The 13,797-nt window shown below is 40.4% G+C and carries 11 protein-coding genes and 1 pseudogene; 11 read left to right on the top strand and 1 reads right to left on the bottom strand.

Translation table 11 applies throughout. The features are described 5' to 3' along the window. From Q0M21_RS00380 to Q0M21_RS00350, 7 genes and pseudogenes are all read left to right on the top strand, one after another. Window positions 1-765: pseudogene (locus tag Q0M21_RS00380) on the top strand (glycosyl hydrolase family 65 protein); the annotation flags it as partial. Window positions 766-857: 92 nt separating this feature from the next. Continuing rightward, window positions 858-2,690 (top strand): glycoside hydrolase family 13 protein, encoded by a 1,833-nt coding sequence (locus tag Q0M21_RS00375; RefSeq protein ID WP_295333117.1) that lies wholly within the window; start codon window positions 858-860, stop codon window positions 2,688-2,690. A gap of 87 nt (window positions 2,691-2,777) precedes the next feature. Next, window positions 2,778-5,141 carry a TIM-barrel domain-containing protein gene (locus tag Q0M21_RS00370; protein ID WP_295333115.1) on the top strand — a complete coding sequence of 788 codons (2,364 nt, stop codon included), beginning with the start codon at window positions 2,778-2,780 and terminating at the stop codon, window positions 5,139-5,141. Between the two features lies 1 nt (window position 5,142). After that, a complete protein-coding gene (locus Q0M21_RS00365) occupies window positions 5,143-6,804 on the top strand; it encodes an alpha-amylase family glycosyl hydrolase (RefSeq protein WP_295333112.1) in 1,662 nt (553 codons plus the stop codon). 2 nt (window positions 6,805-6,806) lie between these two features. Next, a complete protein-coding gene (locus Q0M21_RS00360; protein ID WP_295333110.1) occupies window positions 6,807-7,454 on the top strand; it encodes a glycerophosphodiester phosphodiesterase family protein in 648 nt (215 codons plus the stop codon). Further along, the gene (locus Q0M21_RS00355) at window positions 7,451-8,698 is read left to right on the top strand and encodes an NAD(P)/FAD-dependent oxidoreductase (protein ID WP_295333108.1); all 1,248 of its coding nucleotides are present in this window, start codon (window positions 7,451-7,453) and stop codon (window positions 8,696-8,698) included. Before Q0M21_RS00360 ends, Q0M21_RS00355 begins: the two co-directional genes overlap by 4 nt. Next, window positions 8,695-9,183: a nuclear transport factor 2 family protein gene (locus Q0M21_RS00350; RefSeq protein WP_295333105.1), complete on the top strand. Its 489-nt coding sequence runs from the start codon at window positions 8,695-8,697 to the stop codon at window positions 9,181-9,183. Before Q0M21_RS00355 ends, Q0M21_RS00350 begins: the two co-directional genes overlap by 4 nt. 6 nt (window positions 9,184-9,189) lie before the next feature. Here the strand turns inward: Q0M21_RS00350 and Q0M21_RS00345 are convergent, their stop codons facing one another. Continuing rightward, window positions 9,190-9,666 (bottom strand): TspO/MBR family protein, encoded by a 477-nt coding sequence (locus Q0M21_RS00345; protein ID WP_295333103.1) that lies wholly within the window; start codon window positions 9,664-9,666, stop codon window positions 9,190-9,192. 87 nt (window positions 9,667-9,753) lie between these two features. Between Q0M21_RS00345 and Q0M21_RS00340 the strand changes: the two genes are divergently transcribed. From Q0M21_RS00340 to Q0M21_RS00325, 4 genes are all read left to right on the top strand, one after another. Next, complete coding sequence (locus Q0M21_RS00340) at window positions 9,754-10,872, top strand: diphosphomevalonate decarboxylase (RefSeq protein ID WP_295333119.1); 1,119 nt, start codon at window positions 9,754-9,756, stop codon at window positions 10,870-10,872. 4 nt (window positions 10,873-10,876) lie between these two features. Beyond that, window positions 10,877-11,815, top strand: a complete 939-nt coding sequence (locus Q0M21_RS00335; RefSeq protein WP_295333101.1) for a mevalonate kinase — start codon at window positions 10,877-10,879, stop codon at window positions 11,813-11,815. Between the two features lie 10 nt (window positions 11,816-11,825). After that, window positions 11,826-12,752 (top strand): geranylgeranylglycerol-phosphate geranylgeranyltransferase, encoded by a 927-nt coding sequence (locus Q0M21_RS00330; protein WP_295333099.1) that lies wholly within the window; start codon window positions 11,826-11,828, stop codon window positions 12,750-12,752. Window positions 12,753-12,989: 237 nt separating this feature from the next. Then, on the top strand, window positions 12,990-13,797 hold an 808-nt coding region (locus Q0M21_RS00325), incomplete at its 3' end, for a pseudouridine synthase (protein ID WP_295333097.1).

The following is a 13,797-nucleotide window of genomic DNA, read 5'->3' as shown; positions in this document are numbered from 1 at the left end:
CAAATCAATAAAATTTAAAACGAATATCCATCGGATTATACCCGAATAATGAATAAAGTGAAATTATCACAAGCCGAAATTTCAGCTATGAAAAAAGTGGCAGATAATATGTATTTCCCTTATTCAGAAGAACATGGCGTATATCTACAACAAGATGGTTTCCTAGATAAAGAATTAATTACTGTTGCCGATTTAGATAAAGCGCAACGACCAATCAATCAAAAATGGTCTTGGGATAGAATTTTACGTTCGCCTTACATCAAACAAGCCGATACTTTACAAGGATTCTATTTCTTCGAAGATCATTTTACCAAAGAACAGTTAGAAAAACATTTCGATTTTTACGAACCGTTTACCGTTCATGAAAGTTCGCTTTCGCCTTGTGTACATTCCATTCAAGCGGCTGTTTTAGGTAGAATGGAACAAGCGTATACGTTTTATTTAAGAACTTCACGTTTAGACTTAGACGATTACAACAAAGAAGTCGAAGAAGGTTTACACATTACCTCTATGGCCGGCACTTGGATGAGTATCGTGGAAGGTTTTGGCGGTATGCGCGTTAAAGACAATACGTTGCATTTTGAACCGAGAATCCCTAAAGAATGGAACGGTTATTCGTTTAAAATTAATTTCCGTAACCAAATTCTAAAAGTAGCGGTGCATCAAAACGAAACCAAATTCACCTTAGAAGGCAATTCGCCGATTACTGTTTTTGTCAACGGCAAAGACATTTTGGTTGAACCGAATAGTTTGGTGACTGTATAAAATAATTAATTGAACCCTATAAGGCATGTAGTTCATTTAAGTTTTTCTTATTTGTCCTTATATGCCTTATGGGGTTTATCAAATAACACAACATGAAAAAACTCTATTTCTTTCTCTTGATTTCCGTTTCCGCTTTCGCGCAAATAGACCGCGTAGAACCACCGTTTTGGTGGAACAACATGACGCATAACGATTTGCAAATTATGTTCTACGGCAAAAACATCGCCCAAAACGAAGTGACTGTTTCCAACGGAATCGTAATCAAAGGCGTTCAAAAAACCGAAAATCCAAATTATGTATTCGTGACCATCGACACCGAAAACAGTCCGGCTCAGGATTTGGTTTTCACTTTCAAAAACGGCAAAAAGTCGTTTACCCACAAATACAGCTTAAAATCAAGAAAAGAAAACTCCCGTTTCCGCAAAGGCTTCGACAGTTCCGATGTTATTTACCTCATCATGTCGGACCGATTTGCTAACGGCAATCCCAATAATGACAACAACGACAAGCTTACCGAAAAAGCCAACCGTAACAACAAAGACGGACGTCACGGCGGTGATATCGAAGGCATTATCAAAAATTTAGATTATATCCAATCGCTCGGTGCTACTGCCATTTGGCCAACACCTTTGTGCGAAGACAATGATGAGCGCGGTTCATATCACACTTACGGTCAATCGGACGTGTACAAAATTGACGCACGCTTTGGTACTAATGAAGATTACGTTCGTTTGAGCGCCGAATTGCACCAACGAGGCATGAAAAACATCATGGATTATGTGACCAATCATTGGGGCTACAAACACTGGATGATGAACGACTTGCCAACTTACGATTGGCTGCACCAATTTCCCGGTTACGGACAAACGAATTACAAAATGACGACACAATTCGACCCGAATGCGTCTGCTATTGACACCAAAAATTGTATGGACGGCTGGTTCGTTAAATCGATGCCCGATTTAAACCAAAATAATCCTTTGGTACTAAATTATCTGATTCAAAATGCCATTTGGTGGATAGAATACGCCGATTTAGACGGTTTCCGTGTCGACACTTACTCGTATGCCGACAAAAATGGAATCGCTAATTGGACGAAAGCTATCACAGATGAATACCCGAACTTTAACATTGTAGGCGAAGCCTGGCTGTACAATCATGCCCAAATTGCGTATTGGCAAAAAGACAGCAAAGTGGCTGCCATCCAAAGCTATAATTCTCACTTGCCGTCTGTAATGGATTTCATGTTGCAAGGTATCATCAGTGGCGGCGTTTTTAATGAGAACAAAGCCAACTGGAACGAAGGCGTCATCAAACTCTACGACAGTTTTACCAACGATTTCTTATATCCCGATGTATACAACATTTTGCTTTTTGCGGAAAATCACGATACCAATCGCCTAAATGAAGTTTACAAAAACGACTTTAAAAAATACCAAATGGCGATGACATTAATTGCTACCGTTCGCGGTATCCCGCAAATCTATTACGGTTCCGAAATTGGTATGGCAGGCGATAAAGGCAAAGGCGACGGGGATATCCGCAGGGATTTTCCGGGCGGCTGGAATGGCGACACTAACAACGCCTTTACCAAAGCAGGCAGAACTGAGGAGCAAAATAAATTCTTTGATTTTACCGCTAAACTATTCAATTGGCGAAAAAACAAAACCGTTATCCATAATGGAAAAACCACACATTATATTCCGGAAAACAATGTTTATGTGTATTTTAGATACAACGAAACCGAAAGTGTAATGGTTGTGATAAACAATAACGAAGAAAAACAAACCCTCAAAACCAACCGATTCCTGGAAAACATCAAAAATCACCAATCAGGTAAAGATATTTTCACGGAAACCACTTTCGATTTGAAAAATGATATTACTATCGAAGGCAAATCGGTTTTGGTATTTGAATTGAAATAATCACTCAATTGTCATTCCGACAAAGGAGGAATCTCATGGATTTATGAGATTTCTCCCTTTTGGTCGAAATGACAAAAAAAATATCAAATGAAAAAAATACTTTTTTTACTCCTAATTACTTCTATTACATTCGCCCAAAATGCGAACCGAAATTACCTTTCCCATACTTGGAAAAACAACCTGTTAGAAGTAAAAACTTCAGACGGCACGTATCGCATCAAAGCGTACTCGAATAAAATCGTCGAAACATCTTTCATTCCAAACGGCGAAGTATTCAATCCGAATTCACATGCCGTCATCAAAACACAGGAAAAAATCAACGCTACTGTTTCTAAAACAAACAGTTCAATCTCGTTAGTCACCAACAACATTACAGTAGTCATCAATAAGTCGCCTTTTCGCATCACCTATTCCAACCAAGGAAAAGTGTTGTTGTCTGAAAAAAACGGTTACATCAAAAAAGACAGTACTGAAATTTTACAATTCAACCTCGATAATTCGGAAATGCTCTTCGGCGGCGGCGCTCGTGCTTTGGGCATGAACCGACGAGGCAATCGTTTGGCCTTGTACAATAGAGCGCACTACGGTTATGAAACCCGAGCCGAACTGATGAATTTTTGCATTCCTTTGGTTTTATCTTCTAAGTTATACGCGGTCCATTTCGACAACGGCGCTATCGGTCATTTGGATTTAGACAGCAAAAAGAACAATACTTTAGAATATGAAACCATTTCGGGCCGAAAAACCTACCAAGTCATTGTAGGCGACACTTGGGAAGATTTGATTTCCAACTACACCGATTTAACCGGAAAACAACCCATGCCGGCGCGTTGGACTTTAGGTAATTTCTCCAGCCGATTTGGTTATCATACCCAAGAAGAAGTCGAAAAAACCATCAACCGTTTCCAATCAGACAACATACCAGTAGATGCGATTATCCTTGATTTGTATTGGTTTGGCAAAGAAGTCAAAGGTACCATGGGTAACCTAGACTGGGACAAAGACCAATTCCCGAATCCCGAAAAAATGATAGCCGATTTAAAAGCCAAAGGCGTTAAAACAGTTTTGATTACCGAGCCATTTATTTTAACCACTTCTTCCAAATGGCAAGAAGCCGTTGATAAAAAAGTTTTGGTGACCGATAAATCAGGCAAACCGGCCACATGGGATTTCTACTTTGGCAATACGAGTGTCGTGGATATTTTCAACCCCGAAGGCAACCAATGGTTTTGGAATGTTTACAAACGCTTAATCAACCAAGGTGTTGGTGGCATGTGGGGCGATTTGGGCGAACCGGAAGTCTTTCCGTCCAAAGTGTTTACCGCAGCCGGAAAAGCGGATGAAGTGCACAATATTTATGGTCACCATTGGGCCAAATTAATCGCCGATGGTTACCAAAAAGATTTTCCAAACCAACGACCATTTATCCTAATGCGCGCGGGTTATTCGGGTTCACAACGTTTTGGCATGATGCCTTGGAGTGGTGACGTTTCCCGCAGTTGGGGCGGTTTACAATCGCAAATGGAAATTGCGATGCAAATGGGAATGCAAGGCATGGCTTATATGCACTCGGATTTGGGCGGATTTGCCGGTGATTATTTCGACAACGAACTGTATTTGCGTTGGTTGCAATACGGTGTTTTCAACCCAATATTCCGTCCGCACGCCCAAGAAGATGTAGCTTCGGAGGTAGCTTATAAAGACGTACACACCAAGGCCAAAGCCAAAAAAGCAGTGGAATTGCGCTACCAATTGTTACCATACAATTACACTTTGGCTTTCGACAACAACCAAATAGGAACGCCGTTAATGCGACCTTTATTCTTTGAAGAACCAACTAACGAAAAACTCCTGAACGAAAAAGAAAGTTATTTTTGGGGGAATGCGTTTTTAATCAAACCGATTACCAAAGCAGGTGTAATGAGTACCGAAATTTATTTCCCGAAAAGCAACAATTGGTTTGATTTTTACACGGGTAAAAAATACACTGCAGGTTCCACCGAAACAGTAGCTGTAGCCGAAACATCGATTCCTACTTTCGTCCGTGGCGGTAGTTTTGTGCCGATGATTGAAACCATTCAAAACACTTCAAAATATTCGCTTGAAAATTTCAACTTGCATTTCTATTTTGATGACAGTGTGAAAACCTCAACAGGAAAAGTATATAACGACAATGGCGAAACGCCAAATGCTTTTGAAAAAGGACAGTTTGAAATACTCAATTTCAAAGGCAATAGCAATGGCAAAGAATTAATAATAAAATTATCGACGACTGTTGGAAAAAACTACATCACAACTGATAAAAATGTTTCTGTGATGGTACATAATATCAAGGCCAAACGTATTTTTGTTAACGGACAAGAAACAGTTTTCAAAACCAATAACGAAACTTTATCCATTCCAATCACTTGGAAAAAAGGCACTACACCTGAAATTAAAATTGAATACTAAGATGAAAAACATACTACTTACACTATCCGCGTCCATCCTATTAATAGGTTGCAATTGTACCAAAGAAACGGTAAAAAAAGAAGCTCCGACTACTCAAACGCCTTTTGTGTGGGAAAGTGCTAACGTGTACTTTTTGTTGATCGACCGCTTCCAAAATGGGAACACAGCCAACGATAAAATCATCAACCGCAGCAAGCCTACAGGCGTTTTACGTGGTTTTGAAGGTGGAGATATACGCGGGGTAATTCAAAAACTCGACGAAGGCTATTTTACCAATTTGGGCATTACGGCTATTTGGATGACGCCTGTGGTTGAGCAAATTCACGGTTCGGTAGATGAAGGCACCGGAAACACTTATGGTTTTCACGGCTATTGGACCAAAGATTGGACGGCGGTCGACCCGAGTTACGGCACCAAAGAGGATTTAAAAGAATTAGTCGAAAAAGCCCACGCCAAAGGCATCCGAATTTTGTTGGATGCGGTGATCAATCACACAGGACCTGTTACAGAACTCGATCCCGTTTATCCTAGTGATTGGGTTCGTACTTCGCCTAAATGTACGTATCAATCCTACGATACTTACATTAATTGTACTTTGGTGGAAAACCTTCCTGACGTAAAAACCGAAAGCAACGAAAATGTGGCCTTGCCGCCCATGTTAGCCGAAAAATGGAAAAAAGAAGGTCGCTACGACCAAGAAGTAGCCGAACTGGACGCTTTCTTTAAAAAAACCGGCTATCCGAGGGCACCGAAATACTATATCATGAAATGGCTTTCGGATTATATTACCGATTATGGCATCGATGGATACCGAGTAGATACTGCAAAACATACCACCGAAGATGTTTGGGCCGACTTCAAGAAAGTTTGTGATATGGCTTTCGCTGATTTCAAAAAAAACAACCCATCAAAAGTGTTAGATAACAATAGTTTCTTCACGGTTGGCGAAGTGTACGGCTACAATATCGGAGCGAAAAGACTGTATGATTTCGGTGATAAAAAAGTAGATTATTACGCCAATGGTTTTTCGGGCTTAATCAATTTTGATTTCAGAAACGAAGCCAAAATGAACTATGAAGAGTTGTTCTCTAAATATGCCAATATTTTGCAAAACGACTTAAAAGGGCATACCGTAATGAACTACACCACCTCGCACGACGACGGCTATCCTTTCGATAAAAAAAGAGAAAGAATCTTCGAAGCCGGAACAAAGTTGTTGTTAGCTCCCGGCATTTCGCAAGTGTATTACGGAGATGAAATAGCGCGTTCTTTAGAAATTGAAGGCGCGCAAGGCGATGCTACTTTACGCTCGTTTATGAACTGGAACGACTTGCAAACCGACCGAATTAAAAACCAATTGTTGAGACATTACCAACTGTTGGGAACGTTTCGCAAAAACCATCCTGCGATTGGCGCCGGCGTACACCAAATGATTGTTGCTTCGCCTTATGTCTTCAGCAGAAGTTACACCCACGGAAATTTCAGCGACCAAGTGGTGGTTGGTTTGGATTTACCGAAAGGGAAAAAAGAAATCACTGTAGGAACTATTTTTGCCAACGGAATGCGAGTAAAAGATGTCTATTCCAATGCAGAAGCTACTGTAGAAAACGGCAAAGTAATTTTGGACACTAATTTTACCTTAGTTTTATTGGAGAAACTATAACCATGCTCAAAATTGGACATCGCGGAGCGAAAGGCCACTTACCCGAAAACACGCTGGCGTCGTTCGAGAAAGCTATTGCATTGGGCGTGGATATGATTGAGTTGGATGTCCGACTGAGTTTTGATAAAGTGCCGATGGTCATTCACGATGAAACCATTGACCGAACCTCTTCTAAAACAGGTTTGGTGACAGATTACAATGCTAAAGAATTACAACAGTTAGGAATTCCGACTTTACGCGACGTATTCGAATTGGTGGACAATCGCTGCGAGATTAATGTGGAGTTCAAAACCTTTTCGGCTACGCAACCCGTTTTGGATTTGATAGCCAAAAGTGGTTTAAACCAAAGCAAAATCCTGATTTCCAGTTTCGATTGGAATGCCTTGCAGGAAGTTCGTTTTCATAATGAAGAGATTAGAATCGGGGCTTTGACCGAAACCGATTTAGACTTGGCCATAGCTTTCGCCAAATTCATCAAAGCCGAAGCGATTCATCCTTACTTTCATTTGCTAACTGCTGAAAATGTTCGGAAAATCAAAGAAAAAGGATTTAAAGTTTTTCCTTGGACGATAAATGAACCCGAAGATATTACCTTTGTAAAATCATTGGAAGTAGACGGTATCATAACCGATTTTCCGGAAAGATTATGAATTCAAAGTACGACATTATCATTGTAGGTGGCGGTGCAGCCGGTTTTTTTACAGCCATCAATATCGCTGAACAAAATCCGAAGCTGAAAATTGCCATACTCGAACGCGGGAAAAACGTATTGGAAAAAGTACGTATTTCCGGCGGCGGAAGATGTAATGTAACCCATGCTTGCTTTGTGCCGAATGAGTTGGTCAAATTTTATCCGCGTGGCGAAAAAGAATTGCGCGGTCCATTCCACCAATTTTGTTCGGGCGATACGATTGAATGGTTTGAAAAACGCGGTGTCGCATTGAAAATTGAAGACGACGGACGCATGTTTCCTACTTCCGATTCCTCGCAAACCATCATCGACTGCTTTTTGGGTTTGACTCAAAAATTAAAAATTGAGGTCTTAACCGGTCAAAGTGTACAATCGCTTTTTCATGGAGAAGATTATTGGAAAGTCGAAACCCATCATGAAACCTTTTCCTGTCGAAAATTGGTCATGACCACAGGCAATAATCCTAAGATTTGGGAACTGCTGGCCACCATGAATCATACCATCATTCCACCGGTGCCGTCTTTATTTACCTTCAATATTAAAGATGCTCGCATCAAAGACCTGATGGGCGTTTCAGCCTTGGCTAAAGTGAAAGTGAAGAATACTAAACTCGAAGCTACAGGGCCGTTACTGATTACCCATTGGGGTATGAGCGGACCGGGAATTTTGAGGCTTTCCGCTTGGGGCGCTCGGATTTTAGCGGAGAAAAATTACCAATTTGTATTGGAAGTCAATTGGCTCAATGACGTCACTTTTGACGAAGCAATGGAAACTTTAAAAGAACTCAAACAAGAACACGCCAAGAAAGTGGTGAGTAAAAAATCTCCGTTTGATTTGGCTGACGCCCGATTCGCTGGTGCTCGGGTGCCGAACCGTCTTTGGGAAAGTTTGGTTTTGGCCTCCAACATTTCAAACGAAACCAAATGGGCGGATTTGACTAAAAAGCAACTGACCGATTTAACTAACCAGCTCACCAACGGACAATTTCAGGTGAATGGCAAAAGTACTTTCAAAGAAGAATTTGTTACAGCCGGCGGGATCGACTTAAGAGAAATCAACTTTAAAACGATGGAAAGCAAATGGCACGAAAATTTATTTTTTGCCGGAGAAATTGTCAATATTGATGCGATTACGGGCGGATTTAATTTTCAAAATGCGTGGACAAGCGGATTCATTGTAGCCAATGCCATAACAAACTCATGAAAAAAAACATTCTTCCATTCGCCTTATTCCTCTTGTTAGTTAGTTGTAGCACCTCAAAATCAAACGACTACCAACTGACCAAAAACTACACACCTGACAATCCGGAATTATACAAAACCATTGTCAAACTCGACAGCATATTCTTTGACGCTTACAATCATTGCGACACCAAATTTGAAGTATATGCTGATTTCTATACAGATGACATAGAATTTTACCACGACCAAGGTGGTTTATCCAATTCGAAAAAAGACATCCTCGAAGGTACCAAAAAATACATCTGTGGAAAAGTCACCAGAACGCTTGTTCCCGGGAGCATAGAAGTTTATCCGATTAAAGATTATGGTGCTGTTGAAATTGGGTTGCATTCTTTCAGCAACAATACCAATCCGCCGGATGAGCCAACAAAAATCAGTCGTTTTACCATCTTTTGGAAACAAGTCAATGGAGAATGGAAGATTGCTAAAGTGGTGAGTTTGCATTAATCTCTTTTACCGATTCAACCACCAAATACCGGTATTCAAAACGGTTGCAAAACTCACCCAACCCAAATATGGAAGGAGCAATAACGCGGCTGTTTTGTCAATTTTTTTGAATTGGTTATAAGTTTCAAAGATCATCAACCATAGCAATACAATTTCAATCAAAGCCAATAGCGGGTTGTGCAAACCAAAAAACAAGTATGACCAAAGCGCATTCAATCCCAGTTGTATGATAAAAAATTGAAATGCCTTTTTTACCGCAGCTTCATCGGTTTCCATTCGGTTCCAAATCATACCACCGGCTACACCCATCATAATATAAAGTACAGTCCATACCGGAGCAAAAATCCAATTCGGCGGGTTAAAAACCGGTTTGATTAATGTGGGATACCAAGTGGTAATACTCTCCCGAGTTACCATACCCGATAAATACCCTATGGTTAAACAAGTGAAAACCACTAGAGCGAGTCTTAAACCTTTGCGCATAATTTTGTTTAAATTTTTGTCAAATATACTAAACAAATATACATCCGTATCCTAAAAAAAGTATCTTTGCTCAAAATAATGACTAGTATGTTATCCGAAAAGGATTTTATTGCCAAACCAAGTTCAGTTTCTATAGACAGCGGAAGCTTTCAATGGAGCGCACCAAGCAACATCGCCTTGGTTAAATATTGGGGTAAGAAAGAAAAAACCAACGAAACAAACCCAATTCCATCGGAACAAATCCCGGCCAATCCCTCAGTGAGTTTTACGTTGAACCATTGCAAAACCATAACAAAATTAGCTTTTACCCAAAAACAAGACCAAAGCAGTTTCTCTTTTGACTTACTTTTCGAAGGCCAACCCAAGGAAGAATTCAAGCCTAAAATCCAAAAATTCCTAGAACGAATTGCCATTTATTGCCCGTATTTAAAAGACTATCATTTTACCATAGATACCCAAAACACCTTTCCGCACAGTTCGGGAATTGCGTCGTCAGCTTCCGGTATGGCAGCTCTGGCGATGAATATCATGTCATTGGAAAAAGCGCTACAACCCGACATGACGGAAGATTTCTTCTACCAAAAAGCATCCTTCCTAGCCCGATTGGGATCGGGTAGCGCTTGCCGAAGCGTTAAAGGCAGCGTGGTGGTTTGGGGCAATAATACCTCTATTAACGGCAGTTCGGATTTGTTCGGAGTAGAATTTCCAAATACCATTCACGCCAATTTCAAAAACTACAAAGACACTATTTTATTAGTCGATAAAGGCGAAAAAGTCGTATCCAGTACTGTAGGCCACAATCTAATGCACAATCATCCGTTTGCCGAACAACGCTTTGAGCAAGCGCACTCTAATTTATCGAACCTGAAAAAGGTTTTAGAAAACGGCGACTTGAATCAATTCATCCAAATCGTAGAAAGTGAAGCCTTGACTTTACACGCCATGATGATGACTTCCCTGCCTTATTTTATCCTGATGAAACCCAACACTTTGGAAATCATCAACAAGATTTGGAAATTCAGAAACGAAACCCAAACACCGGTTTGTTTTACCTTAGATGCCGGTGCTAATGTTCACGTTTTATATCCCGAAAACGTTAGCGAAACCGTTTTGCAATTTATTCAGGCCGAATTAGTTGGCTATTGTCAAAATGGTAGTTATATTTGTGATCAAGTTGGCGAAGGCGCCTTAAACCTTACTGTATAAAAATATGAAAGGACCATTATTTTACTCAAAAATTCTTCTCTTCGGAGAATACGGAATTATTAAGGATTCTAAAGGTTTATCTATTCCCTACAATTTTTACAACGGTGCTCTCAAGGTAGATGAAAATCCTACTGAAGAAGCCCAAAAATCAAACACCAGTTTAGGTCGTTTTGCCGATTACTTAGCCCAATTGCAGCAAGACCAACCAGAGTTAGTGACCTTCAACATCGAAGCTTTAAAAGCGGACGTAGCACGTGGCATGTATTTCGACTCCAGTATACCACAAGGTTACGGCGTTGGTAGCAGCGGTGCTTTGGTGGCAGCGATTTACGACAAGTACGCTAACGATAAAATCACGGTATTAGAAAATTTAACCCGTGAAAAACTATTGCAGTTAAAAACCATCTTTGGCCAAATGGAATCTTTTTTCCACGGCAAAAGTTCAGGGCTCGACCCGTTAAATAGCTATTTAAGCATTCCCATTCTAATCAATTCCAAAGACAATATTGAAGCCACCGGCATTCCTTCTCAAAGTGCTACCGGCAAAGGTGCTGTGTTCTTACTCGACTCTGGTATCGTAGGTGAAACCGCTCCGATGGTCAACATCTTTATGGAAAAATTGAAAGAAGAAGGCTTCCGTAAAATGCTCAAATCCCAATTCATCAAATACACCGATGCTTGTGTAGAAAGCTTTTTGGGTGGCGATATGAAATCGTTGTTTGCCAATACCAAACAATTATCCAAAGTAGTCTTAAACAATTTCAAACCCATGATCCCGGAAGAATTTCACGGCGTATGGCAAAAAGGAATTGACACTAACGATTACTACTTAAAACTTTGTGGTTCCGGCGGTGGCGGTTACATCTTAGGTTTTACCGAAGATTTAGAAAAAGCAAAACAATCTCTAAAGGATTATAAATTGGAAGTCGTTTACCAATTTTAATTCTTTCCAAATGCTGAGCCGAAAAACCAAACACACCGTACTGAAAATCATCAGTATGTTTTCTGTGGTGCGCGGTTATAACATTCCTATTATTGCCTTAGCCCAATATTTATCGGCCATTTTTATTATGGCTTCCGAAAAAAGAGCTCTCGATGTATTGCTCGATTTCAACCTGTTTATCATTGTATTGGTTTCAAGTTTGACGATTGCCTCCGGCTACATCATCAATAATTTTTACGACAGCAAGAAAGACTTAATTAATCGCCCCAACAAATCGCAACTCGACCGATTGGTCAGCCAAAAAACCAAACTGCAAGTTTATTTTACCGTGAACTTTGTGGTTTTTCTGTTGGCCTTTTTTGTGTCGTTTAGAGCCGTGCTGTTCTTTTCTACTTATATTTTCCTGATTTGGTTTTACTCGCATAAACTCAAAAAAATCACTGTAGTAGGAAACCTCACAGCAGCTTTTCTCGCCGTATTGCCTTTCTTTGCCATCTTACTGTATTACAAAAATTTATATCCGGAAATATTCGCCCACGCGACCTTCTTGTTTTTGCTCATTCTCATCCGCGAAATGATCAAAGATTTAGAAAACCTCAAAGGCGATGTGGCCAACGATTACCAAACCATACCGGTGTTGTACGGCGAAACTTTTGCTAAAAAAATCATTACCGCACTCACCGTTTCCACCTTAATTCCGATTTACTATTTAATCGAAATATTCGAAGTGGGCTACATGGACCTCTATTTCTACGTCAGCCTGATTATCCTGATTTTCTTCCTTCAAAAACTGTGGAAATCCAACGGCAAACCCGACTATTTGAAACTGCACAACATCTTGAAATTCCTAGTCGTTTCGGGCGTTTTCTGTATAGTACTTATCAATCCGTCGGTCTTGCTTCACGGCAAAAAAATAATGGAAACTATTGTTCGCTAGGAGCGAAAGGTCAGTGCCATTGCTACACCTTGTTCCCGCTTTCCACACTATCTTTTTTATTGGTCAAGTCCAATCCAATCGAGATACCTTTCCTAAAATAAAAAAGGATAGTTGCTCCAATCGGGGCTAAATTCAAACTAAGGCATTGCAATCGGCGGGATAAGCCATTGAAATGCGTATCTTTGCCGAAATTCTGAGCCAAAATGGCCAAACAGAAGGAAGTTAAATTACAGCATTATGAATAAGAAGGAAGGCAATAATAAAAGAGGCGGCTCTCGACCAAATTCGAAAAAGTCAATTCCGGGTGGACTGCCAAAGCGAGCTCAAGCCCCGAAAAAAGCCAAACCAACTACTGAAGCAGCCGCTCCAAAAAAAACCGCTAAGCCGGTAAACAATATCCCAAAACCTTTAAAGTCAGACGATATTCGTTTGAACAAATACATCGCCAACTCGGGCATTTGTTCCCGTCGCGATGCCGATATTTACATCCAATCTGGTAACGTAAAAGTGAATGGTGTTGCCATTACCGAAATGGGTTACAAAGTAAAACCGGGCGATGTGGTTAACTTCGACGGCACCCTAATCACTCCGGAGCGCAAAGAATATATTTTACTCAACAAACCGAAAAACTTTACCACCTCTAACGAAGACGATGCCGATCATCGCAATGTATTAGAATTGGTTCGTGCGGCTACCAAAGCCAAAATCCAACCCATTGGCCGCATGGACAAAAACACCACCGGATTATTGGTTTTTACCAACGACACCGATATGATTCGCAAATTCAGTTTGCCGAACCAAAAATCGACCAAAATTTACCAAGTCAGCTTAGACCGCAATCTCAAGTTTGAAGACTTAGAAAAAATTGCCGGCGGCGTAACTTTAGACGGACACAAATTATTTGTAGACGAAATCTCGTATATCGAAGGCGAACCTAAAACCGAAATCGGCTTAAAACTCAGAACTCCTAACGTTAAGGTTGTTCGTGCCATCTTTGAAAATTTCAAATACGATGTTTTAAAAATTGATCGCGTGGCTTTTGCAG

Origin of the sequence: Flavobacterium sp. (assembly GCF_024710485.1) — a bacterium.
In the GTDB taxonomy this organism is placed as follows: Bacteria; Bacteroidota; Bacteroidia; order Flavobacteriales; family Flavobacteriaceae; genus Flavobacterium.
The sequence above is the reverse complement of the archived record's forward strand: the minus strand, read 5'-3'. Positions and strand labels throughout refer to the sequence as shown.